Raw genomic sequence first — 23,442 nt, 5'->3', positions numbered from 1 at the left:
ATGGATGATCAACTGTGGGAAGGCGATACCGGCACCTTGACCTTTGGATCAAGAAAAGCGCTGGTGCAATTACTTAAAGGACCAATGGTCAATGCGCTGCAACACGTTGAAGTGTGGCGAGCAATCACGACTGACCAAGAAGCCTTGAATGCCGTGCTCAACAACTTATTCCTAGAGCTGGTGTTAGATGAAGACGCCGGTGTGGCCTTCACTCGTCCCGCAAATGGTGGGCAAGACGTAGCTGTTGGAAATAACAAAACTGAACCCATGCCCAAAGTGCTGCGCACAGAAACACTGTCCCACTTTGATACGTTGATCATTTTGATTCTGCGCCAAGAACTCACCATGGCCCCACCAGGTGAACGCGTCATTGTTGACCGCGAAGAAATCCGCGAACAAGTTCTGCTGTACCGCGTGGAAGATGAACGCGATGAAGCGAAACTAGCTAAACGATTTGATGCAGCCTTCAAACGCATCGAGCAGTATTCCCTAGCCAAAAAGACAGAAACCCCAGAACGCTTCGAAGTCTCCCCAGCATTGCGCCAGATTTTCGATGCAGACACCGTAGCTGGTGTGAGGGCTGAATACGAGAAATTTAATATAGCGGCAGATCTATCGGCAGGTACAGAGGAACAATCATGAGCACCGATCCCATTCACCCAGGCCAATTTCGGCTGTCTAGAATTCAGCTGATCAACTGGGGAACTTTTCATGGAACTGTAGATATTCCTGTCACCAGGGAAGGAATTTTAGTTACAGGTGGATCAGGATCTGGAAAATCCACGATTATTGACGCGATCACCGCTGTGCTTCTTCCACAAGGAAAACTACGTTTCAATTCCGCCGCCCAAGCTAATACTCCCCGAAACAAAGGCCGCAGTTTAGTTACCTATATTCGTGGTGCGTGGCGAGCAACGGAAGATCCGCTGCAAGATCAAATTGTGTCCACCTATCTTCGACCACGCGCAACGTATTCGATCATCGGGTTGACGTACTCAAATGGTGAGGGTCAAGAGTACACCTTGGTGGCTATTTTCTATCTAAAATCTGGGCACAATTTACGGTCAGATATTTCATCGCTGTATGGGGTGTTTTCAGCTGATCAAAATATCACTGAGTTGCTGGAATTTTTAAAAGATGGGATCGATAAGCGGCGTATTAAAGCCACGTTTAAAAACGCTACGTTTAGTGATCAGCATTCCGTATTTTCCAACCGGTTTAGAAGTCGGTTGGGGATCTCCAGTGAAGAAGCATTGCTGTTGCTACACCGTGCACAATCAGCAAAAGACCTCCAAAGCCTTGATGACCTGTTCAGGGATTACATGCTGGTTGAACCCGATACCTTCGAAATTGCCAAAACCGCCGTGGCTCAATTCCATGATTTGGAAGTTGCCTATGAGCAGGTAGAAGACACCAAGAAACAGATCCAAACATTAGACCCACTGGTGGATTTAAGAAACCGGCGGGACAAAGCCACACAGTCCAAAGACCATGCCAATGCATTGAAAAAAGCACTTCCCGCGGTGGGAAATCGCATTAAAAAAGAAGAACAGGAAACGCTCGTCCGTAAGTTTACTGTGGAGCATGCGCAGGCGAAATCAAAGGTGGAATCAGCAAAAATAGAAGCTGATCGAGCCCGCGAAATGGAAACCCTCGCACGTGACAACGTTAAACAAATTGTGGGAGCGCAGCATGGTGTGCTGAGTGCGAAGAGGGAGGGGGCCGTCGAAAAGCGAAAAACAATAAGCGCTGCTCGCGCTGGCCTGGACGCATTGGTTAAGGGGCTAGGTGGTGTGGCGCCGGAATCGGCGGAGGAGTTATTAGAGCTCAACAATGCTGCGCGACTGAGTGTTGATGAATACCCGGGCGCGCGGGAGGAGCTTGAAGCTGCAGGTCAAAAGAATGTAGAAGAACGCACGCGTGCATACGATGAGTTCAAAGCAGCGGATCAAGAGCTGTCTTCTTTGAGTAAAGGCAGCAGTAATATTGAATATCGTTTGCTGCAGGTGCGGGAACGAATGTGTCAGGATTTAGGCATCAGCCCACGTGATGTGCCTTTTGCCGGTGAGCTTATTGACCCAAATAACGCAGAGTGGGAACCAGTTGTGCAGCGCCTTTTGGGTGGTTTTGCTGCGGAAATGTTGGTTCCACATGGGTTGTTGCCGCGTGTGCGCGATTGGGTTAATGGCGAGCATTTGAATGCGCTGCTGAAATTCAACGGTGTGGTGACAACGGGGGAGTACAAAACGCCCCGGTATCCAGCGGATTCCATGATCCGAAAAGTTGATGTTGTGGATTCGCCGTTTAAAGATTGGGTGAACCAAGAATTAGGCAAACGCTTTAATATTCGCTGCGTGCACACCCCAGAGGAATTATCTGCACTGGGGCCTCGTGAGCAGGGCGTCACCATTTTGGGCGTGCGGAAATTTGCACAACAAACCGGTGACCCGACCACGCGTTGGGAAAAAGATGACCGCCGCAAACTGGGGGATCGGTCCACCTACCGTCTGGGATCCACCAACGATGCCAAAGTGGAAACGCTGCGTGAAACGGTGAAAGTGTCTAGAGCAATAGTGCAGGCAGCTGATAACCGCATCGCGGCAAACCGTGCTGAGCTGCGGGAACTTGACCGACACTACCAAGTCTCGCTGGAAATTTTGAAGGTGTCGTGGGCGCAGATTGATACCGAGTCTGCAGATGCGGCCGTGGCGGAACTTGATCGATTGTTAGAAGAACTCAACAACACTCCTGAAGCCACAGAACTTGCCGCCCGCCACGAGGCCACGAAGCAGACGCTCGAGCACATGACACGATTACTGAAAAGTGCAGAGCATGAAGAAACTCGCATCGTGGTTAATCTGGAACAAGCAACTGCTGAATTACAACGTCTCAACAGCATGCCCGTAGCGGAGGTTCCAGAAGATATTGAACGCGAAGTGGAAAAACTTTTCCTTTCCAACACCCGCAGAGTCCACGCCGCCAATGTGGATGAACAAACCATTGCGTTGCGCGAAGATTTAGACAAACAAATCGAAGCCAACGAGACCGAACTTCGGCGCTGCGAAAGCCAAATCGTTGGAATTTTGCGCAGCTATATTGAAACGTGGCCTGCCAACCGTGCCGATTTGCAAGCAGAACCTGACTTTGTTGGTGAAGCAATCAACCGGCTTGGTGAACTGCGCAGCGATCGTCTCGCAGAATTTACCACCAAATTCCTAGGCCTCATGAATGAGATGTCCACGCGAAACCTCGGCCAAATTTCTCGACGTCTACGTGATGCGCGCCGGGAAATCGAAGAACGCATCGAGCCCATCAATGCCTCATTAGCGCAATCCGAGTTCAACGAAGGCCGCTATCTGCACATCGATATCCGTGATCAAAGTGGTCCTTTGGTCAAAGAATTCCAGCAGAAACTCGATGCCGTAACCAGCGGTGACCTGGGAACAAGCGATGAAAAACAGGCGTTTTCCAAGTACGCTTTGATCGCCGATATTATCTCCAGGCTCGCCTCCCAAGAATCTGCCGATGCCCGCTGGCGCAACACCGTGTTAGATACCCGCAGGCACGTCCGCTTCATCGGAATTGAACGCGATCAATCTGGCGCAACCGTAAACACCTACGTTGATTCCGCGTCGCTTTCCGGTGGTCAAGCCCAAAAGCTGGTGTTCTTCTGCCTCGCCGCTGCGCTTCGCTATCAACTGGCTGAGCCCGGCGCTCACTATCCCACCTACGCGACCGTCATTTTAGATGAAGCCTTCGACCGCGCCGACCCTGCCTTTACCCGCCAAACCATGAACGTTTTCCACAGTTTCGGCTTCCACATGGTGCTCGCCACCCCGCTGAAACTCATCCAAACGCTCGGCGAATACGTCGGCTCCACCATCGTGGTCAGCTACGCCGAAAAACCCAACGCCACAGGCCAGATCCAAGGAAACTCCAGCTTTTCAAAGATAGAAAAATAAAATGACATTGCTTATCGACGCCGCCCGCCACCGCAGCGCGCGCTACTTCCACGCGCACCTAAGCGAGCTACTCCTCGGCGAATTTGCAGGCCTACACCTGCCCCTGCACCCACCAACAGCAGCCAAAGCAGTTGCCGACATTGACGCGACGAAGGAATTTATCCGCCAGTGGGAGGGCCGCGATGATGTGGAATACGCTGTGCGGAACTGGTCACCTGTGGGCTTAGGCAAAACAGAAGTCCCAGTTCGTTTGAACCTGGTCACGATTGAACAGTTAGTTTCGTTTGCTCAGGTAGAAGACGAATGGTTCGACCTGGTAGCGCGCTTTGCCCAGTTGTCGGATTTCACGGGCTCGGTGGTGGCAGGCAATGTTTCATTGTGGCGTTCGCTTTCTTTTGAAGACCTTGCCAAAGCGTCCCTGGTTGTCGACTGGTTTTTAGAACACCCCAACTCTGGCCTGCTGAAACGTGCCGTCGCGGTGGAGGGAGTGCACACCAAATGGTTAGAAAACCACCGTGCACTCATTGAAACTCTGGTGGCGGATAAACGTGGTGAACCCGGTTTAGGTTTGAGTGTGCCAGAAGTCCGCGTTCGACTCCGCTTTGATGTGATGGATGGACCAGCTGGACTTACCGATATAGAAGTACCACTTTCCAACCTCTCTCAGCTTGTGCCAGCAAAGAAAATTGTGATGGTGGAAAACCTCGACACTTTCCTCTCATTACCCACCTGGCCAGGTGTTGTCATTGCCTGGGGAGCGGGCTATCGCGCAGTGGAAATCGTTCGAGCACCCTACTTTTCTAATGTTCGGCTACTGTACTGGGGAGATCTTGACCTAGACGGTTTCAAAATTTTGGACGCCGTCCGCAGCCGAGTCCCCTCCACCAAGTCCGTACTGATGAACCCCGAAACCGTCTCCAGATGGCGCTACCTTGGAGTTCCCGACCGCAGCTTTACCGCCGAAAGCTTTGAAAACCTCAACGACATCGAATCCGAAGCCCTTGATCAACTCATCACCGGTGGCGCGCTGCGGATTGAACAAGAACGCATCCGACTTGATCTGGCTGTTGAAGAAATCGAGTTAGCCATCGGTGCCTCATCCGGTTTGTGATGGTGGGGTTTCCAAAAACCATCCTATTTGACCGAATCTAAAGGGGGCAAAAGAAAAGTGACCTCACAGTATCGCTTATCTAAGCGCCTTATAGGTTCCAGGTGGTGCAAATGCGCATGTGGGAAATTCGGTTGGTTAAACAGCCCGCAAAGGTATGACCCGACTTGAGCCAAATTAGTGCTGAAATAGCTGTTTGCCCATGCGGATTTAGGTGTTCGCGTGCTTGGCGGCAACTAGGCGGCATAAGACCAAACACAGAGACCCAGAAATCACGTTTTCGACGTTTGTGGGTCTCCTAGTTTGGTGTATCGCGCTCAATACCAAACACAGAGACCCAACATTTAAGTTTTTGAAGATTCTGGGTCTCCTGGTTTGGTCGCTCTCAAATTTAAGCCCTTACCCTGAAAAGTCATACCTCCCCAGAAGCCCGTTTAAGGGGTTTTCAAGGTGAAGTGCATACATAAGCTCATCTGAAAAACTCGAGGCGTTAAACAAGCGATAAACGCTAACGGGTGGGGTGGGTTGGCAGAGTTGGGCCACAATAGTGCCGAAAGTGTCGCCCACGTCAAAAATCTTCACTAGTCAGAGAGCCAAGATGATCTTCCTCTAGTGAGATTCACCCAAGTTGGGTGGAAAATTCGGTTGTTTAAACAGCTCGCAAGAGTGTGAACATGCCACTAATCCGAATCAGCTATTGGCCTCCATTCCAGTTTCTGACGGTGTGGGTATTCGCGCTGGAGTTTTAGTTGTTTTGGAGTTGTTTTACTACTAATAACCACTTTGACCTGGTGTTTTATGCGGATTCGGTTGGGTAGCTATGAATTAGTTGTTTGGTAGTTGTTGTAGAGTTGTTTTAAACAACTATTGACAGAAAATTTCTTGGATTTTGGAGGTAATTCAAGGTTCTGAGAGCTGTTTTAATTGCTCTAAAAAACTATTCTGATCTGGTACTTTGTTGGTTTTATTAGCGGTTTTAGAGGGCAGTAATTTAATAGTTGTTGCAAAGTTGTTTAAAACAACTTTGCAACAACTATTCTGTCTATACTGTGTTTTATGTCAACAATTGTCGAGCCACAGGGCAGAAAGCTCCCGCCCGAAATTTTGCGAGCAATCGAGAGTATCGAGGCTGGTGAAATTGCTGATTCTCAAGAATCCGAAACGCTCGACTTCAAAGAAGATCCTTCGTTTAAAGGGCGAGGTAACGATGCCAAATTAGTTGAAGTATTAACTGACGCTAGTGTGTGTTTCGCTAATGGGCCTGGTGGAGATGCACACCTAATTCTTGGGATTGCTGATAAAACCCCAGGGACAGCTGCGTTCACAGGGACGCTAAAAGCGACGAGCTGGATTGAGCAGAGAATTTTTGCCAACACACGACCAAACTTGCGGGTAGAGGCGGAAGAGATTTTCGTAAATGATCAACGATTGATCTGGATTCGAATTCCAAAAGCATACACCCTTTATGAACGCACAAAAGGGCAAGCTACAAGGAGAATTGGCACTGATTGCATCCCGATGTCTACTGAAGATCGTCGGGTGCTTATTGCACAGCGCGCGAACCCCGATCACACTGCGGTGGAGTCGGCATTGTCGATTGATGAACTAGATTCAGTGGCAATTGCAGCAGCCCGGGCATTATTGGTGGACCGTCGTACCGTGTCAGGGCAGGTGGATACTGTACCTCCAACCACGCGAGGCCTTCTAGAAGAATTGGGACTGCTTACCCGATCAGGGCAATTAACAGTCGCAGCCGAGATTCTTTTTGCCCCTCTGTCAACAGGACGCGTAAGCATTCGCCATTTGCATCGGGCTGTCCCAGGCGGAGATCCGAGAGTGCGGGAAATATCAACGCCATTGGTTTTGGCTTTTCAGGAGATTTTGAATCGAATCGCTGAGACCTCTTCCGCAGAAATCGATCGAATTTTTCTTAAGAATGGTCAAGAAATTCCAATCCCTGCGTTTCCAGCCAAAGCTGTTGATGAAGTAATCGCTAATGCGCTTATACACCGCGACTGGAACATGTCAGATCCAGTGGTTATTGATCAATCGCCGCGCACACTAAGTGTTTGGTCACCGGGTCCATTGCCCCATGGAGTAACACAAGAAAATCTGCTTACGACGGTATCTCAGCCACGAAACCGTACACTTATGTCAGCGATGCGGATTTTGGGCCTTGCAGAAGAATCGTCAAGAGGATTTGATCGCATGTGGGTATCAATGTTGTCAACTGGACGGCGTCCACCGGCTGTAAGGACAACAGATACATCGGTGGAAGTCATAATTTCCGCAGGCAGACCGGATACAAATTTTGTTAAAGGGATTTTGCAGCTATCTCAAGATTATTCACCTGAGGCAGTTCAGTCTGTGCTGACACTTGTGGTGTTACGTCATTTATTTGATCATCCATTAATAACTCTCCAAGAAGTGAGAACTCAAACTCAAAGTAGTGATCTAGGAGCAAGCGAGCTTATGGATTGGCTCGATGAGATTGGATTAGTTGCTGCTGTCGGAGATTCGAATAAGGAATGGACCGCTGGCCCTCTGGTTCTGCAGGCTTTTGGTGAAGAAGAAAAAACAGCGGAAGTCCCTCAGGGTATTCAAGGTTGGATTGAAGACAAATTGTCAGCGGGTAAGAAAATAACGGCCAAAGAAGTCGCGGATGAACTCGGAGTGCCAAGGATGGAAGTTACTGAAACGCTCAGGATGCTTCGGCAATTAGAAAAAGCAAGAATTGATCCTGAGGGCCCACAGCGAGGGCCGACAACCAGATGGGTTGCTTGGTGAGTGACAACTGCACCTTGCAGGGTGGTCAGGTTTAAGCTGGTTCACCATGACTTCAATTCTTTATGTATCTGCCACTGTTGAAGAAGCTACGCACCTTCCTGAAGATTGTGAAGTGTTGGTGACCGGAATTGGTACCAATGCAGCGACCATGATCTTGACCAAGGAGTTGGCTATTCGGGAAGTGTTGCCAACTCGCATCATTAACATTGGTACGGCGGGAGCATTGGTTGATGGACTAGCGGGTGTTTATGAGATCGAGCATGTTTTGCAGCATGATTTCAGCAGTGAATTGATTGCTGAAATTACAGGAAAACCTTGCCCTAACGGCTCGTCATTGGCCACCAGTGGGAATTTTCCGGTAGCGAGTTTGGCCACTGGAAACTCTTTTATTTCAGATTCTGAAACGCGCAGCCGACTGGCTGCCCGGGCCTCCCTGTGCGATATGGAGGGGGCGGCGCTGGTGGGCGTCGCAAAGCATTTTGGTGTTCCGATTACGCTGCTGAAGCAGGTTAGTGACAGCGCGGATGAGGAAGCTGCGGGCTCGTGGTTTGATGCGGTTGATGCTGGGGCTCGGCAATTAGCAGAAGCGGCGCAGGTATTTAAATAACAAAACCCGATGCCGTGGTGGCATCGGGTTGAGCGTTGTTATTTACTTGGAGTTTTCTCTGCATCGGACTCTGGTTTTTTGCGACCAAGTTTGGCAAATCTACTTCGGATAGCAGCGAGTGTTTCTTGGCTGCTGATACTGGTTGGGGAGCCTTTGGCTGTGGCTATCTCGATATCATCGATGGTGATTTCACCCGTGCGCAGCGCAACCATTTCGGAGTGGTAGCGAATCCACACTGCCAAAGTTGCGGCAACCGGAACGGCCAGGAATGCACCGATGATGCCGAACATAGTGGAGCCAACAGTAACGGAGAGCAACACAACCGCTGCGTGCAGGTTCATGGCCTTGGACTGCAGGAATGGGGACAAAACATTGCCCTCAATTTGCTGAACAGCAAGGATCAACACGAGAACTAACAGCGCGTTGGTGACTCCGTTGGTAACAAGTGCGATGATCACTGCCAAAGCACCTGCAGACACGGCACCGACGATAGGAATGAAGCCGGCGAAGAACGTGATCACTGCAAGCGCAAGAGCCATTGGGACGCCGAGGATTAAAAGACCGATGCCGATGAACACTGCATCGACCATGGAGACCAATGCCTGTGCGCGGATGAATCCAGCCAAGGTATTCCATGTGCGAGTCATGACCTCAGTGAGGTGCCAACCAGCGTTTTCGCCGGTGAAACCACGCATCCACGGAAGGAAGCGAGGCCCGTCTTTGAGGAAGAAGAAAGTCAAAACCAGCATCACGGCTAGAGTGACCAAGATTGATGAAGCAGTGGATAGGCCGGAGAAAACACCAGAAGCAATAGTCGAAGACTGTGATTGCAGCATGGATGTTAAATCATTGAGTGCACCTTCAAATTGCGAAACATCAAAATTAAATGGTGGTCCTTGGACCCAATCCATGAGATCTTGGGCGCCCGCTGTAGCTTGATCAACCACTTCCTTAGTCTGTGATGACACGCTCGGTGCGATTGCTGCGAAAACGCCACCAATGATGGCGAAAAATCCCAGGATGGTAATCACCACAGCCAAAGCGGCTGGAACTTTATGGTCACGCAGCCATTTAACAGGTGGCCACAGCACTGTGCAGACTAAAAGCGCGAGGACTACCGGGAGAAGGCCGACCCAGATGAAGCCCAACATGCGCAGCGCGATGACACCAGCAATGACAAGCACGATGAAACGCAACGCCCAGCCGGATAGCCAACGACCGTCGCGTCCCAAAATCACTGAACGGTCTGTGACGGTCTCGGAATCAGCTGCCGGTGTCACGGATGGCTCATCAGAGGCGTCTGCCGTTGGCTTTTGGGCATTTAGTGGTGGCTCGAAGTTGTCCTCGATCGCGTCTAGGACGGTTTCGGGCAAATCTTTTGAAGGGATAGAGCTATTTGTGTCATCCCTATTGGATGGGTTTCCAGGTTTAGTGCTCACAAAAATCACTATGCCATAGGTGTGGGACATTGGGCGTCGTAATTAAGTATGTCTACTTTGATTTTCTTGGAATGGTGTGGATGAAAGTTGCTATTGGTTCATGCAAGTTGTCAGATTTTCACCTTTTTGTGCGCTATGGAACTAGGGGTAAACCCGGATTCTTCCCTTAGTTGGAAGCTTTTTACCTGCGGAAATAAAGAAAGTTGAGTCTAGTTGGAACAACTTTGTGGCAATCGCCGTTGTCATATATGTAAGCTTGAGTCAGGCAGGCTCAATGAGGAGTAATTCTTATCAGCGGATGCTGGTAGGAAACTGGTCAAAGCTCAAGCCGTGGACAATGCAAAAATCACCTAAAACAGGAGGCACCATTATGGGACGTGCAGTAGGAATTGACCTTGGAACCACCAACTCAGTGGTTTCAGTACTTGAAGGCGGCGAGCCAGTAGTTATCGCTAACGCAGAAGGCTCACGCACCACCCCTTCCGTCGTTGCATTCGCAAAGAACGGCGAGGTTCTAGTTGGCCAGTCCGCTAAGAACCAGGCAGTTACCAACGTTGACCGCACCATCCGCTCCGTCAAGCGCCACATCGGCACTGACTGGACCGTTGGTATTGATGATAAGAACTACACCTCACAGGAAATCTCCGCTCGTACCCTGATGAAGCTGAAGCGCGACGCAGAGGCTTACCTGGGTGAGGATGTCACCGATGCTGTTATTACCGTTCCTGCATACTTCGAGGATGCACAGCGTCAGGCAACCAAGGAAGCAGGCCAGATTGCAGGCCTAAACGTTCTCCGTATCGTTAACGAGCCAACCGCAGCTGCACTTGCATACGGTCTTGAAAAGGGCGAGCAGGAGCAGACCATCCTGGTATTCGACCTCGGTGGCGGTACCTTCGACGTCTCCCTCCTAGAGATCGGTGACGGCGTTGTTGAGGTTCGCGCAACCTCTGGTGACAACGAGCTTGGTGGCGATGACTGGGATCAGCGTGTTGTTGACTGGCTGGTAGAGAAGTTCCAGGCATCCAACGGCATCGACCTGACCAAGGATAAGATGGCCCTGCAGCGTCTGCGTGAGGCAGCTGAGAAGGCAAAGATCGAGCTGTCCTCTTCCCAGAGCGCAAACATCAACCTTCCTTACATCACCGTCGATGCAGACAAGAACCCACTGTTCTTGGATGAGACCCTCTCCCGTGCAGAGTTCCAGCGCATCACCCAGGATCTGCTTGACCGCACCAAGACTCCTTTCAACCAGGTTGTTAAGGACGCCGGAATTTCCGTATCCGAAATCGACCACGTTGTTCTCGTTGGTGGATCCACCCGTATGCCAGCCGTAACCGACCTGGTTAAGGAACTAACCGGTGGACGCGAGCCAAACAAGGGCGTTAACCCAGATGAGGTCGTTGCAGTTGGTGCAGCTCTTCAGGCTGGTGTTCTTCGCGGCGAGGTCAAGGACGTTCTTCTTCTTGACGTCACCCCACTGTCCCTCGGTATCGAAACCAAGGGTGGCGTGATGACCAAGCTCATCGAGCGTAACACCACCATCCCAACCAAGCGTTCCGAGACCTTCACCACTGCAGAAGACAACCAGCCTTCTGTCCAGATCCAGGTCTTCCAGGGCGAGCGTGAAATCGCATCCGCGAACAAGCTCCTCGGCTCCTTCGAACTCGGTGGCATCGCACCTGCACCACGTGGCGTCCCACAGATCGAGGTCACCTTCGACATCGACGCCAACGGCATCGTGCACGTCACCGCAAAGGACAAGGGCACCGGCAAGGAAAACACCATCACCATCCAGGACGGCTCTGGCCTGTCCCAGGAAGAAATCGACCGCATGATCAAGGATGCGGAAGCTCACGCTGATGAGGACAAGAAGCGCCGCGAGGAGCAAGAAGTCCGCAACAACGCTGAATCCCTGGTTTACCAGACCCGCAAGTTTGTCGAAGAGAACTCCGAGAAGGTCAACGAAGATCTCAAGGCAAAGGTTGAGGAAGCAGCCAAGGGTGTGGAAGAAGCGCTCAAGGGTGAAGACCTCGAGGCCATCAAGTCTGCAGTTGAGAAGCTGAACACCGAGTCCCAGGAAATGGGCAAGGCCATCTACGAAGCTGAAGCAGCTGCAGGAGCAACCCAGGCTGATGCAGGTGCAGAAGGTGCTGCAGATGACAATGTTGTTGACGCTGAAGTTGTCGAAGACGACGCAGCTGACAATGGTGAGGACAAGAAGTAAATGACCACCCCTAACGGAATGCCCGACAACCCTGGGGATCCTGAAAACACCGATCCAGAGGCAACCTCTGCTGATCGTGCTGAGCAGGCAGCTGAAGAAGCAGCTGCCCGCCAAGCGGAGGAATCTCCATCAGGACAGGCCGCAGAGGAAGAAATTTCCCCAGAGCTCGAAGCAGAGATCAACGATCTTCTCTCAGATATTGATCCAGACGTGGACGGCGATGGTGAAGTATCTGCTGTAGAAACACAGCTTGCTGAACGCACTGAAGATCTCCAGCGAGTCACTGCTGAGTACGCCAACTACCGTCGACGTACCGAGCGTGAACGCCAGGGCATCATCGATACCGCACGCGCAGGTGTTGTTACCCAACTTCTGCCCCTGCTTGATGATCTTGACCTGGCTGAACAGCACGGTGACCTCAAAGAAGGTCCATTGAAGTCACTGTCTGACAAGCTGATCAACATCCTCGGTGGTTTGAAGGTTGAGTCCTTCGGAACTGTTGGCGAAGAGTTTGATCCAGAGATCCACGAAGCAGTACAGGATCTCTCCCAAGGCGATGTCAAGGTTTTGGGCACGGTACTTCGCAAGGGATACCGTCTCGGCGACCGAGTCATCCGCACCGCAATGGTTCTCATCGGAGACCCCGAAGAGAACTAAAAGGAGAGCTTAAGAAAACAACGTGTCAGTTGTTTTCTCAGTGGCCCCGCCGTTGTCCACGGCCCACAATGAGCACTCCTTGCAACACCGGCGGATATCTTTAAGCGATATCTTTTAAGAAACAATTGGAGATATCCGCCGGAGACGCCGGTGACTCGGACAACAAGTTTTAGAACTTAAGATAACTTAAAATTACATACAACTCACCGCATATAAGACTCATGGAAGGAGGAGATGCCCAGTGAACAATAGCGAATGGGCAAATAAGAACTATTACGCAGACCTGGGGGTCTCCTCGTCCGCTACAGAAGATGAGATCAAAAAGGCCTACCGTAAACTAGCCAGGGAAAATCACCCAGACAAAAATCCAGGTGATAAGGCCGCTGAAGATCGATTCAAAAAGGCGGCCGAGGCATATGACGTACTTGGTGATGAAAAGAAGCGAAAAGAATACGACGAGCTTAAAGCACTGCTAGCATCCGGTGGAATCCGAGGAGGATTCGGAAGCGGAGGTGCGGGCTTCCCCGGCGGGTTTCGCACGTCGACGGGAGGATTCGACGCCTCGGACATCTTCGGTGGATCCGGAGGACAAGGTGGAGGATTTTCTGCGGACGGCGGTTTGGGCGATATCTTCGGTGGCCTTTTCAACCGCGGCGCTGGTCCTCGCCAGTCAGCTAGGCCGACGCGGGGGGCGGATGTAGAAACTGAAATCACCCTTTCGTTTGTTGAAGCGGCAAAGGGCACAACCATCCCAGTGGAGCTCACCGGCGATGCACCGTGCAATACCTGCCACGGATCCGGGTCCAAGTCGGGCCACCCTGCAAAGTGTGGCACCTGTGACGGCACTGGATTTACTTCAGAAAACAAAGGCGCTTTCGGATTCTCCGCTCCTTGTTCCACCTGTGGCGGAACTGGTGAAGTGATCACTGATCCTTGCGATAACTGTCATGGACGAGGCACTGTGCGCAAGTCTCGTTCCATCACCGTGCGGATTCCAACGGGTGTGGAAGATGGTCAAAAGGTTCGCCTCGCAGGGCAAGGTGAAGCAGGGCCAAATGGAAAACCAGCGGGCGATCTTTTTGTGAAAGTCCATGTTAAAAAGGACGATGTGTTTACCCGCGACGGCAACAACATTTTGATCACCATTCCAGTAAGTTTTTCCGAACTAGCACTCGGAGCAGCTATCTCTGTGCCAACCCTTAATAAGCCAGTAAAGCTGAAGCTACCTGCTGGAACTCCTGATGGTCGCACTTTGCGTGTACGCGGTCGCGGTATTGAAGCTCGTGATTCTACAGGTGATTTGTTGGTCACTGTCCAGGTTTCTGTTCCAAAGAATCTGGATGAAAAGGCCACGGAAGCGCTTCAGGCTTATGCTGAAGCAGAAACTCAGTCTGGTTTTGATCCACGCGCCAACTGGGCAGGTAAAAACCGCTAGACGTTCTCTTTGAGAAAGGAGGTGACGAAATATGGCATCCACACCGAAAGATTCTGCTGCTGATGGTCAATTTGATCGCGCCGATTTTCACGGGGAAGTTTTCGTTATCTCTGTCGCAGCCGAGCTGGCTGGCATGCATGCCCAAACCCTGCGGACATATGACCGCATGGGTTTGGTGACTCCGATGCGAACTCGCGGAGGCGGGCGCCGCTACTCCCGCGCTGATGTGGAATTATTGCGAAAAATCCAACATCTCAGCCAGGAAGAAGGCGTCAACCTCGCCGGGATTAAGGCGATCATTGAGCTCGGTGAAGAAAACCGAAACCTCAAAGAGTCTCTGCGCAAGGCAAAAGCGGAAAATGAGCAGCTCAAAGACCAGCTGCGTAGCGGTCGTCCGCGCGGTGAGCTGGTCCATGTGCCACGCTCCACGGCGGTCGTCATGTGGGAACGCCGCAAAGGGCGTTCCAGATAAAAGCACGCTTTTCGACGCCACTTTCTCACAAATTCAGCAGGCACCTCCATTTAAGCGAAGGAGGTGTCTGCTTTTGTGTTGAATTGCTTCAAATTAGATATAACCATCCCAAAAGGGGGTAATAAATTAATTCCTTAAGGTGTCTTGAACTGCAAAAATTTTAAGGAAATGGGGGTAGAAACTAAATGAGTTCTAGCGCGGATTGAGTTTCGTGAATATGGTGGCTGCTAAGCGTGCAAATGTGCCCGCTGTCACATCCGTTAATTTAGTGTCATCTAACGCACATAAGTGTCTAGATGTTGGCGGCCCAAAGGAGACCCAATGACTGTTTATGCAAATCCAGGAACTGAAGGCTCGATCGTTAACTATGAAAAGCGCTACGAAAACTACATCGGTGGTAAGTGGGTTCCACCAGTAGAGGGCCAGTACCTTGAAAACATTTCACCTGTCACTGGTGAGGTTTTCTGTGAGGTCGCCCGTGGTACCGCAGCCGACGTGGAGCTTGCTCTGGATGCTGCACATGCAGCCGCCGATGCATGGGGTAAAACTTCTGTCGCAGAACGTGCACTGATTTTGCACCGTATTGCTGATCGCATGGAAGAGCATCTGGAAGAAATCGCAGTTGCGGAGACCTGGGAAAACGGAAAGGCAGTCCGAGAGACCCTTGCTGCTGATATCCCACTAGCAATCGATCACTTCCGTTACTTTGCTGGTGCTATTCGTGCACAAGAGGACCGCTCTTCACAGATTGATCACAACACTGTTGCCTACCACTACAATGAGCCAATTGGTGTTGTCGGACAGATCATTCCGTGGAACTTCCCAATTCTTATGGCTACTTGGAAGTTGGCGCCAGCACTTGCTGCAGGTAACGCTATTGTGCTGAAGCCAGCTGAGCAGACCCCAGCGTCAATTTTGTACCTGTTCAACATCATTGGCGATCTAATCCCAGAGGGTGTGGTCAATATTGTTAACGGCCTCGGTAGCGAAGCAGGAGCAGCGCTGTCAGGTTCTAACCGCATTGGCAAGATCGCCTTCACCGGTTCCACTGAGGTCGGTAAGCTGATTAACCGCGCTGCATCCGACAAGATCATTCCAGTCACCCTGGAGCTTGGCGGTAAGTCTCCATCTATCTTCTTCCCAGATGTTCTGGCGCAAAAGGATGCGTTTGCCGAAAAGGCGGTTGAAGGTTTCGCGATGTTCGCACTCAACCAGGGTGAGGTTTGTACTTGTCCTTCCCGCGCACTTGTCCATGAGTCCATCGCAGATGAATTCCTCGAGTTGGGCGTGAAGCGTGTCCAAAACATCAAGCTGGGTAACCCACTTGATACCGAAACCATGATGGGTGCTCAGGCTTCCCAGGAGCAGATGGATAAGATTTCCTCCTACCTGAAGATCGGCCCAGAGGAAGGCGCTGAAACCCTCACCGGTGGCAAGGTCAACAAGATTGATGGTCTGGATAACGGTTACTACATTGAGCCAACCGTGTTCCGTGGAACCAACGATATGAAGATCTTCCGTGAGGAAATCTTCGGACCGGTCCTCTCTGTTGCGACCTTCAGCGATTTCGACGAGGCAATCCGCATTGCAAACGACACCAACTACGGACTTGGTGCCGGTGTCTGGAGCCGTGACCAGAACACCATTTACCGTGCAGGACGCGCAATCCAGGCTGGTCGCGTATGGGTCAACCAGTATCACAACTACCCAGCGCACTCCGCTTTCGGTGGATACAAGGAGTCCGGAATCGGCCGTGAGAACCACCTCATGATGCTCAACCACTACCAGCAGACCAAGAACTTGCTGGTTTCCTACGATCCAAACCCAACCGGACTATTCTGATAATTCAGGCATAGCCCCTAGAAAGCCACCGCGCACACCATGTGTTCGGTGGCTTTCCTTATTTCTCCTGCACCACCTCCGCTACTTTTTGTAAGAATTCTTCGTCGTCCCAATACCCAGAATGTGTTGAGGAAGATGCCCAAACAGTTGCCCCAAAGAGGGCTGAGGTGGGATCAGCACCATGGATGCCACCATATTGTGTGCCAGCAAAACCAATCGGATCAGCATTTCCAGTCACTGCATATACCGGGGCACTAAGTTGTGATGAATGGGAAACTCCCGCGCCGGGACTGCCCACTAAGACCACAGCATCAGCATGGAAATCTTCGGAAGATGCGGCCTTTCCCACGACAGTGGAGCCGTAACTATAGCCCATTACTACTTTTCGTTGATGGGGATTTCTAGCGTGTAAAGCAGCTTGAAATCCTTGGAGATCAGAAGCTGCATTGCGGGCGGCTGCTCCAGAAACAGCTGCAGGAATCGAGTCTGGTGCTTGGTATCCCAGCCACAACACTGATGCGGAATTAGTTGAAGCTGCCACGGTTCGAGCACGGTTTAAATACGTGTTCCACCCATCTGGATTAGAGGATCCTACTCCTGCGACAAATGTGGTGACGGCACTGGAACTATCGATATCTCCGAACGATGCAACAAGTAAGCCATCACCAGCTTCTAGGATCTGCATATCGGGATTGGTTTCTGCTAGTTCGCGGATCTCAGGTGGAGCGTTGACAAGGTGAAATTCATGGATTGAGGATGCTGGGAGAGTGCCAAAATCACTCAACTTCTTCAACGGTGAAAGCGTGCTTGAGGTGCACAAAGCGTTCATCTCGCGTGCGCACATGAAATCCAAAAGACCGCTTAAACTGGCAATATAGCGCAGTATGACGGTGAGCGTTATGGAATTATCAGCTCGTTTTTCTAGGAAATCTACATAGGCTTCCAGTGTGCGCAGGAAATCTGCGGTATCAAAAAGTGTGGAGGATGCTCTTTGCATTTGTTCCACAATGTGTACAGTTGGCCGGTTGTAGTCAACCAGCCGGGTAAAGCCCTGCAGTAAGGAACTGGCCGACGTCATGGTTTCTAAATTTCTCCACGACTCCAGCCGGTCAGTGTTTGCCTCCTTGAGGACACCAGCCACACTGGCAAGGGATGTGGCAATGTTTTCTAATTCTGAGCTTTTAAGCGCAAGCATCACAATATCCGTTCTAGTGATCGGCTAAGTTCTTGATCGATATCGAGCATCTTTTCGCTGACTGTGCGCATATCGGAAAGGTGATGGTGAAGGTGGAGGTTGGCGTCGAAAAGCAATAAACGCCAGTGCTGATCCGCGCTGCTGAGCGCGGCGGCCGTGTGGCTGGGCCTGCATTTAATCACTGGGCTGGGGTAGTCGATGTTGTGGTGGACGAGGTGGCCTGGAAGATCTGTTCGTAGGTGCATAATGCCGATTCAAATGGTTTGGGCAATTTTGGGCAAGAAGTGGTTGCGCAAACCTGTGTATAACTTTGGGCAAAGCGCCTAGGCTGTGGATTATGCGTATTGCTTTGCTTCAGATCTCAACGAATTCCGATAAGATGGACAATTTCGCCCTGCTGCGCGATGCCGCTGTAAAAGCCGCGGAACAAGGGGCCAGAGTGCTGGTGTTTCCGGAGGCGACTTCGCAAAGTTTTGGCACCGGGCGCCTTGATACTCAGGCGGAGGAATTAGATGGAGAATTCTCCACTGCGGTACGAAAATTAGCTGATGAGCTGGGCGTTGTCATTATTGCGGGCATGTTTACCCCGGCTGATACCGTGCAGCGCGATGACAAAACCATTTCGCGAGTACACAACACTGTGCTTATTAGTGGCGCTGGATTGCATCAGGGATACCACAAAATTCACACCTATGACGCGTTTGGTTATAGGGAATCGGATACCGTGAAACCAGGCGATGAGCTGGTGGTATTTGAGATTGATGGGATCAGTTTTGGCGTGGCTACATGCTATGACATTCGATTCCCCGAACAATTCAAAGACCTTGCCCGCAAAGGTGCGCAGATAATTGTGGTTCCAACGTCGTGGCAAGATGGCCCCGGAAAATTGGAACAATGGCAAGTGCTACCTCGTGCGCGTGCACTGGATTCCACCTCCTGGATCGTAGCGTGTGGGCAAGCACGACTTCCAGAAGAATTACGTGAAGAACGAAAAGGCCCAACCGGGATCGGGCATTCCATGGTGACAAACCCGCACGGTGAGGTAATTGCTAGCGCGGGGTATGAGCCAGAAATGTTGATCGCGGATATTGATGTCAGCGGTTTGGCTAAAATTCGGGAGGCGTTGCCTGTTCTTTAGGTCTATTTTCGGCGCTGCTGAAACAGTCTGTTGAAAAAGTCTCCAGAATGAGTCACTCGACGGGCACAACGGCGTTATAGCTGCTAAAGATTGGTAGCAAGGAGGAAAGCGATGAGCGACAAGTTGAGGGACCTAGCGGAATATTATGATTCCGGCGATTTTTCCGAAGAAGCACGTGAGGCAGAAACTTCCACCGCACTTGTAGAGCCATCCGGTGCGAGTGAACCTATGGACTCTTTTACTGTCCGACTATCTATTTCCGTCTTGGAATCGGTTCGAAGCAGAGCAGCCGAAAGAAATGAGTCGACGGAATCTGTAATTCGTCGAATGATTGAAGACGGCGTTGCTGCTAGACAAGAGGGGCAAGAACAGCAAGAACGGCGAGAACGGTAAGGTCAGAAAACCTAAAGACCACCCCAGGAAACCTAGAACCCCAAAATCTCAATCTGTTGGGCCGGAGTTCCACGCCTAATCATCGCGCGCCGCACATCCCGAGCCCACGATTCAGGGCCAGCAATTAACACGTTGCGGTCCGCCCAAGCACCTGCTTCGGTGACGATTTTTGCCATCGAACCCGTTTGGTGCAAATGCAAACCCCGAGGTGGCTGCGATGCTTCGGTGGCCTGAACCCACCACGCATCCTTGTCATGCGTTGACACTGGTACGACAGAAAGCCATGGGCTGGCTGCTGCAAAATTCCACATGCCGGTGAGTTCGTAGAGCTCACCGGGGTAGTCGGCACCGACGAAAAAGTGCAAACGTGGAGGTGCTGCTTGGTTCATCAGCTCAAACATGTAGGCGCGAAGAGGTGCCAGGCCGGTTCCATGGGCAATAAATAACAAGTCATTGCCGGAACTAATTTTACTTTGTCCGAAATCACCACGACCGGGGCCAAGCTGCCATTTATCGCCAGGGCGTGTGGTGGCTAAAAGTCCAGCGATATCATCTGCGTCTGATTGGATGTGAAACTCCACCTGCCCCCATTCGTTGGTCGGGATGGAAGGGCACAGGTAGCGCCAGGTATTGGGGAGAAAATCCGCAGTTGCTGCAAGATATTGTCCCGGCAGGTAGGGAAGTTGTGTTTCAGCTTGCATGCGCACGACGGTGAACCTACGGCTGCGCTTTTCCACTTCTACAATTTCTGCCTGATATGACGCGGGAATGTGCGCCTCATCAGCCTCACGAACCGCCTCGATAGAGACAGCCGTAGTTGCAGCAATTGCACGCTCGGCAAACAGCACATTTTCAAAGGGAAGGTCCGCGCATAATGACACTAATTCGCTGCGCACGGCCTCACCCAAAGCGCTGTGTATTTCTGGGGTTAGACCAAATCGACGCGCATCCAAGGCTGCTTCTTTAAAAAACTCCAGTGTTTTGTCATCGACTTTCCCCTCCTCGCCAGTGCCTTCCAACAGCGCACTCACCATTTCAGCGATGCTGATATGAGTCGCATCATCCGCAGTGGGAAAATGCCCACGAGCCTGCGGCGCGAGCGTTAAAAGTTTCGCCTGAACGGCACGAAGAAAATCTTGCGCGTTATCCTCAACGAGTCGCGCAACAGAAGAAACAGGGCGAGGTGTCACACTCCCTATTGTGCACCTAATCAGGGTAAAAGGTGCGCAGCCACGGCTACGCGTGTCAGGCGTTTTTTGCTTTTCGACGCCTCCCTCCTCTCCCATTCCTTCCTCGCAAGAAGCCCTCAAACCGTCGAGAATGACAAAATTGCCGTAACCTTGCCGAGTGGCAGAAGCTCAAAATGACTATAGAGCTGCGTTCATCAATATTGAACGTTCACTAATGTTGAACGGTGCAGCTAGTTAATGATTTCTCCGCCCTTATCGGAGGTAATCTTGCGTAATCTTTCCCTCCACTGCGATAGTGCCTCAGGGGTTAATCGTGTCCAGTCGGTGATTTCTTGAATGACCTGTAACGGTTCGTCACTGCGATAAGACCTCGTTGGATTGCCTGGAAACTTTTTGTCGGTCACGTTGGGATCGTTGTCAAAACTTCCCAAAGGTTTCACTTCATAAACCCGGGGAGTTTTCCGGGGAATAGAGACATCGTCCGATAGGCCGGCGTCTAATTCAGCAGCGATTTCGGCAGCAAGCCCAGCGCCATTAACCAAAGCGGTGAAATAAACATGATTCATGATGATTTCAGGGCGGTAATTAGACTTATGGCCAGGTTTAAGGAGGTCGCCAGGTTGAAGCTGCGCTATTGTTCCGTGGAAAAAGGGCCCCTGATCTAGTTGATTATTCATTGCGGTTAGCGCTTTCGGTAGGTGAGTAAATCATCGTAGTCTTCCGAGCCCCGTGACTCGACCCACTTTGTGTAACCCAATGCTACTCTCGCGGACCAGCCTACTTTCTCTAAAAATGTTCTCATAGTAGACAAAATTGTTCTTAAAGTGACATTATTGTCTGCATGGAAGACGATCTAAGTGAAGCTCTCGCCAAAGCGCTTTTCGACGCACGAACCCAACGCAGGCTCTCCATCTCGGCGTTAGCTGAATCTTCCGGTGTGTCACGAGCAATGATTTCCCGCGTAGAAAACTCAGAGGCGCAACCAAGCGCTGCATTACTTGGACGCCTTTCCGGTGCGTTGGGTATGACTCTTTCAGAGCTCATTGCACAAGCTGAAGGCGGTCATGACCGGCTCACTCGGCGGTCAAAGCAGCCTGTATGGACAGATCCAGCTACCGGTTACACACGGCGTGCAGTGTCACAGCCGTCAGAATCGCCACTAGAACTAGTGGAAGTAATGCTGCCTCCAGGATCAGAAGTTGGCTACCCAGCGGATGCTTACCGTTTCATGGATCAGTTGGTCTGGGTGCTCGAAGGATCCGTTCGTATTACTGAAGGTGAAGAGGTCCACGAACTTTCAACGGGGGATTGTCTACGGTTTGGGCCTCCGCGAGACACCGTCTTTGCTAATCCCACCACCGTAACCACGAGGTATTTAGTTGCCTTGGACAAGCGTGTACCTCGTACTTGATATAACAAGTAAGGAAGCTTGATGAATTTTTACCCACCATCTGTACCTATCAACCCTGCGTGGCGTCCACTCACCGTCACGATCATGGGTCGGTACCGGGAGGACTTGAAGCGTTTCTTGCTCTCCGGGGATTGCATTCTTTAGCTGTGCGTCTTGATCGAGCAGAATCCAACGCAGCGGAGCTTGCGCGTCGACTAAATGCGCATCCTTCGGTTACCCGCGTTGATTATCCAGGGCTTTTAGATGATCCCCAACATGAAAAAGCTGTGCGAGTTCTACCCTCTGGATGCGGAAACATGTTGTCATTTGAGCTTGATGCAACACCTGAACGAACTGATGAGATTCTCGAAGGCCTGTCACTGTTAACCCACGCGACCAGTTTGGGTGGTGTGGAAACAGCAATTGAACGACGCACCAGGTGGGATGCTGAAGTGGCGGCAGGAGTACCTATGACCCTTTGCCGCGTTTCGGTAGGAATTGAAGACGTTGAAGATCTGTGGGAAGACCTCAACGCCTCAATCGACAAAGTCCTGGGTTAGAACTCGTAACCGGTGACCAGGCCTTCTGTGTTTGGTTGCCATCCGAGTGCCGGAGCTACATGTTCGGCGAAGTTCTTCAGAATAGATAGGTTGACCTCGACACCCATTTGGTTGGGAACCGTCAGCATCAACGTGTCGGCTTCCATCACAGCCTTGTCTTCCTTGAGCTGATCAATAAGCTCATCAGGGCTTCCGGCGTAGCTTCGGCCAAAGGTGGATCGAGCGTCATCCAAGATGCCAATTTGATCGCCACCTTGTCCTTGAAGTCCAAATAGCTCGCGGTCGCGGTCTGTGACGATGGGGAAGATTGACCTGGACACAGACACACGAGGAGTCCAATCGTGTCCAGCTTCTTTCCATGCCTGCCGGTAGAACGCAATTTGATCTGCTTGCAGGTCACCAAAAGACTGACCTGTAGCTTCAGCAACCAAAGTGGAACTCATGAGGTTGACACCATCACGTGCTGCCTGTTCGGCTGTGTTGTGAGATCCAGCGCCCCACCAAATAGATTTCCGCAGGTCAGGATCATGGGGGAAGATCGGCAAAGGAGTGCCTGGATGGTAGAGGCGTGGGTATTGATTCTCGGATGCGACAGCCATGCCGTGACCATCAATAGCGTTTAAGAAACGAAGGAATTTCTCGCGTGCCATGCCAGCAGCTTTAGGATCATCGCCGCCGTCGTAGCCGAATGCTTCCCAACCCTTGTCGGCTGGTTCTGGTGATCCCCTGGACACTCCAAGTGCTACTCGGCCATCGGCAAGCAGGTTCAATGCTGCTGCTTCCTCGGCAAGATGTAGGGGATTTTCATAACGCATGTCCACTACGCCAGTACCTACTTCAATGTGTTTGGTGGCGCCGATGATGGCTCCAAGGAGGGGCATTGGTGATGCTCCTTGAGGAGCGAAGTGGTGAACCCGGAAGTAGGCGCCATTTACTCCAATGGCGTCTGCTTCTTTTGCTAATTCCAATGCTTGTTTCAACATGGAACGTTCGTGGCCTATTTGATAGTGCCCGAAGCTTAAAAACCCGAATGCTTTCAT

Annotated in this window: 20 protein-coding genes; 14 read left to right on the top strand and 6 right to left on the bottom strand. The window is 51.2% G+C overall.

Annotation, left to right across the window (positions count from 1 at the left end; translation table 11 throughout):
• From N24_RS14665 to N24_RS14645, 5 genes are all read left to right on the top strand, one after another.
• Positions 1-642: a DUF4194 domain-containing protein gene (locus N24_RS14665; protein WP_096458731.1), complete on the top strand. Its 642-nt coding sequence runs from the start codon at positions 1-3 to the stop codon at positions 640-642.
• On the top strand, positions 639-3,962 hold the full coding sequence (locus tag N24_RS14660; protein WP_096458727.1) for an ATP-binding protein: 3,324 nt from the start codon (positions 639-641) through the stop codon (positions 3,960-3,962). Before N24_RS14665 ends, N24_RS14660 begins: the two co-directional genes overlap by 4 nt.
• Before the next feature lies 1 nt (position 3,963).
• Positions 3,964-5,073, top strand: coding sequence for a Wadjet anti-phage system protein JetD domain-containing protein (locus tag N24_RS14655; RefSeq protein WP_096458724.1), 1,110 nt, complete (start codon positions 3,964-3,966; stop codon positions 5,071-5,073).
• 1,053 nt (positions 5,074-6,126) lie between these two features.
• Complete coding sequence (locus tag N24_RS14650; RefSeq protein WP_096458721.1) at positions 6,127-7,857, top strand: ATP-binding protein; 1,731 nt, start codon at positions 6,127-6,129, stop codon at positions 7,855-7,857.
• 46 nt (positions 7,858-7,903) lie between these two features.
• The gene (locus N24_RS14645) at positions 7,904-8,464 is read left to right on the top strand and encodes a nucleosidase (protein WP_096458718.1); all 561 of its coding nucleotides are present in this window, start codon (positions 7,904-7,906) and stop codon (positions 8,462-8,464) included.
• A 38-nt stretch (positions 8,465-8,502) separates the two neighbouring features.
• On the opposite strand, the gene N24_RS14640 is transcribed toward N24_RS14645, so the two are convergent.
• Positions 8,503-9,933, bottom strand: coding sequence for an AI-2E family transporter (locus N24_RS14640; protein ID WP_096458715.1), 1,431 nt, complete (start codon positions 9,931-9,933; stop codon positions 8,503-8,505).
• Positions 9,934-10,273: 340 nt separating this feature from the next.
• Between N24_RS14640 and dnaK the strand changes: the two genes are divergently transcribed.
• From dnaK to exaC, 5 genes are all read left to right on the top strand, one after another.
• Positions 10,274-12,130 carry a molecular chaperone DnaK gene (gene dnaK / locus N24_RS14635; protein ID WP_096460291.1) on the top strand — a complete coding sequence of 619 codons (1,857 nt, stop codon included), beginning with the start codon at positions 10,274-10,276 and terminating at the stop codon, positions 12,128-12,130.
• A complete protein-coding gene (gene grpE / locus N24_RS14630; RefSeq protein ID WP_096458712.1) occupies positions 12,131-12,787 on the top strand; it encodes a nucleotide exchange factor GrpE in 657 nt (218 codons plus the stop codon).
• A 241-nt stretch (positions 12,788-13,028) separates the two neighbouring features.
• A complete protein-coding gene (dnaJ, locus tag N24_RS14625; protein WP_096458709.1) occupies positions 13,029-14,222 on the top strand; it encodes a molecular chaperone DnaJ in 1,194 nt (397 codons plus the stop codon).
• 31 nt (positions 14,223-14,253) lie between these two features.
• Positions 14,254-14,694 (top strand): heat shock protein transcriptional repressor HspR, encoded by a 441-nt coding sequence (locus N24_RS14620; protein ID WP_096458706.1) that lies wholly within the window; start codon positions 14,254-14,256, stop codon positions 14,692-14,694.
• A gap of 321 nt (positions 14,695-15,015) precedes the next feature.
• On the top strand, positions 15,016-16,536 hold the full coding sequence (exaC, locus tag N24_RS14615; RefSeq protein WP_096458703.1) for an acetaldehyde dehydrogenase ExaC: 1,521 nt from the start codon (positions 15,016-15,018) through the stop codon (positions 16,534-16,536).
• Between the two features lie 58 nt (positions 16,537-16,594).
• Here exaC and N24_RS14610 read toward each other — a convergent pair whose 3' ends face one another.
• On the bottom strand, positions 16,595-17,731 hold the full coding sequence (locus tag N24_RS14610; RefSeq protein ID WP_096458700.1) for an alpha/beta hydrolase: 1,137 nt from the start codon (positions 17,729-17,731) through the stop codon (positions 16,595-16,597).
• Positions 17,731-17,976 carry a hypothetical protein gene (locus N24_RS14605; protein WP_096458697.1) on the bottom strand — a complete coding sequence of 82 codons (246 nt, stop codon included), beginning with the start codon at positions 17,974-17,976 and terminating at the stop codon, positions 17,731-17,733. The genes N24_RS14610 and N24_RS14605 overlap by 1 nt, the downstream gene beginning before the upstream one ends.
• Positions 17,977-18,068: 92 nt before the next feature.
• Between N24_RS14605 and N24_RS14600 the strand changes: the two genes are divergently transcribed.
• Positions 18,069-18,869: a carbon-nitrogen hydrolase family protein gene (locus tag N24_RS14600; RefSeq protein WP_096458694.1), complete on the top strand. Its 801-nt coding sequence runs from the start codon at positions 18,069-18,071 to the stop codon at positions 18,867-18,869.
• A gap of 111 nt (positions 18,870-18,980) precedes the next feature.
• The gene (locus tag N24_RS14595) at positions 18,981-19,262 is read left to right on the top strand and encodes a hypothetical protein (RefSeq protein WP_096458691.1); all 282 of its coding nucleotides are present in this window, start codon (positions 18,981-18,983) and stop codon (positions 19,260-19,262) included.
• Between the two features lie 32 nt (positions 19,263-19,294).
• Here N24_RS14595 and N24_RS14590 read toward each other — a convergent pair whose 3' ends face one another.
• Both N24_RS14590 and N24_RS14585 read right to left on the bottom strand, forming a co-directional pair.
• On the bottom strand, positions 19,295-20,452 hold the full coding sequence (locus N24_RS14590; RefSeq protein ID WP_096458688.1) for a 2-polyprenylphenol hydroxylase: 1,158 nt from the start codon (positions 20,450-20,452) through the stop codon (positions 19,295-19,297).
• Positions 20,453-20,682: 230 nt separating this feature from the next.
• The gene (locus N24_RS14585) at positions 20,683-21,129 is read right to left on the bottom strand and encodes an NAD(+)--rifampin ADP-ribosyltransferase (RefSeq protein WP_096458685.1); all 447 of its coding nucleotides are present in this window, start codon (positions 21,127-21,129) and stop codon (positions 20,683-20,685) included.
• Positions 21,130-21,293: 164 nt separating this feature from the next.
• On the opposite strand from N24_RS14585, the gene N24_RS14580 reads away from it, so the two are divergent.
• Together N24_RS14580 and N24_RS14575 are read left to right on the top strand one after the other, a co-directional pair.
• On the top strand, positions 21,294-21,863 hold the full coding sequence (locus N24_RS14580; protein WP_096458682.1) for a helix-turn-helix domain-containing protein: 570 nt from the start codon (positions 21,294-21,296) through the stop codon (positions 21,861-21,863).
• A 59-nt stretch (positions 21,864-21,922) separates the two neighbouring features.
• A complete protein-coding gene (locus tag N24_RS14575; RefSeq protein ID WP_231911033.1) occupies positions 21,923-22,402 on the top strand; it encodes a PLP-dependent transferase in 480 nt (159 codons plus the stop codon).
• On the opposite strand, the gene N24_RS14570 is transcribed toward N24_RS14575, so the two are convergent.
• Complete coding sequence (locus tag N24_RS14570; RefSeq protein WP_096458679.1) at positions 22,399-23,442, bottom strand: LLM class flavin-dependent oxidoreductase; 1,044 nt, start codon at positions 23,440-23,442, stop codon at positions 22,399-22,401. The genes N24_RS14575 and N24_RS14570 overlap by 4 nt on opposite strands.

This window comes from Corynebacterium suranareeae (assembly GCF_002355155.1).
GTDB lineage: Bacteria > Actinomycetota > Actinomycetes > Mycobacteriales > Mycobacteriaceae > Corynebacterium > Corynebacterium suranareeae.
This window is presented reverse-complemented; position numbering and strand designations above follow the sequence as displayed.

Excerpts from the sequence above, each read along its gene's own strand:
- N24_RS14600 (WP_096458694.1), top strand. The coding sequence starts at position 18,069 with ATGCGTATTGCTTTGCTTCAGATCTCAACGAATTCCGATAAGATGGAC.
- N24_RS14585 (WP_096458685.1), bottom strand. The coding sequence starts at position 21,129 with ATGAATAATCAACTAGATCAGGGGCCCTTTTTCCACGGAACAATAGCG.
- N24_RS14665 (WP_096458731.1), top strand. The coding sequence starts at position 1 with ATGGATGATCAACTGTGGGAAGGCGATACCGGCACCTTGACCTTTGGA.
- N24_RS14605 (WP_096458697.1), bottom strand. The coding sequence starts at position 17,976 with ATGCACCTACGAACAGATCTTCCAGGCCACCTCGTCCACCACAACATC.
- grpE (WP_096458712.1), top strand. The coding sequence starts at position 12,131 with ATGACCACCCCTAACGGAATGCCCGACAACCCTGGGGATCCTGAAAAC.
- N24_RS14610 (WP_096458700.1), bottom strand. The coding sequence starts at position 17,731 with ATGCTTGCGCTTAAAAGCTCAGAATTAGAAAACATTGCCACATCCCTT.
- N24_RS14645 (WP_096458718.1), top strand. The coding sequence starts at position 7,904 with ATGACTTCAATTCTTTATGTATCTGCCACTGTTGAAGAAGCTACGCAC.
- exaC (WP_096458703.1), top strand. The coding sequence starts at position 15,016 with ATGACTGTTTATGCAAATCCAGGAACTGAAGGCTCGATCGTTAACTAT.
- N24_RS14580 (WP_096458682.1), top strand. The coding sequence starts at position 21,294 with ATGGAAGACGATCTAAGTGAAGCTCTCGCCAAAGCGCTTTTCGACGCA.
- N24_RS14620 (WP_096458706.1), top strand. The coding sequence starts at position 14,254 with ATGGCATCCACACCGAAAGATTCTGCTGCTGATGGTCAATTTGATCGC.
- N24_RS14595 (WP_096458691.1), top strand. The coding sequence starts at position 18,981 with ATGAGCGACAAGTTGAGGGACCTAGCGGAATATTATGATTCCGGCGAT.
- N24_RS14660 (WP_096458727.1), top strand. The coding sequence starts at position 639 with ATGAGCACCGATCCCATTCACCCAGGCCAATTTCGGCTGTCTAGAATT.
- N24_RS14570 (WP_096458679.1), bottom strand. The coding sequence starts at position 23,442 with ATGAAAGCATTCGGGTTTTTAAGCTTCGGGCACTATCAAATAGGCCAC.
- dnaK (WP_096460291.1), top strand. The coding sequence starts at position 10,274 with ATGGGACGTGCAGTAGGAATTGACCTTGGAACCACCAACTCAGTGGTT.
- N24_RS14655 (WP_096458724.1), top strand. The coding sequence starts at position 3,964 with ATGACATTGCTTATCGACGCCGCCCGCCACCGCAGCGCGCGCTACTTC.
- N24_RS14650 (WP_096458721.1), top strand. The coding sequence starts at position 6,127 with ATGTCAACAATTGTCGAGCCACAGGGCAGAAAGCTCCCGCCCGAAATT.
- N24_RS14640 (WP_096458715.1), bottom strand. The coding sequence starts at position 9,933 with ATGTCCCACACCTATGGCATAGTGATTTTTGTGAGCACTAAACCTGGA.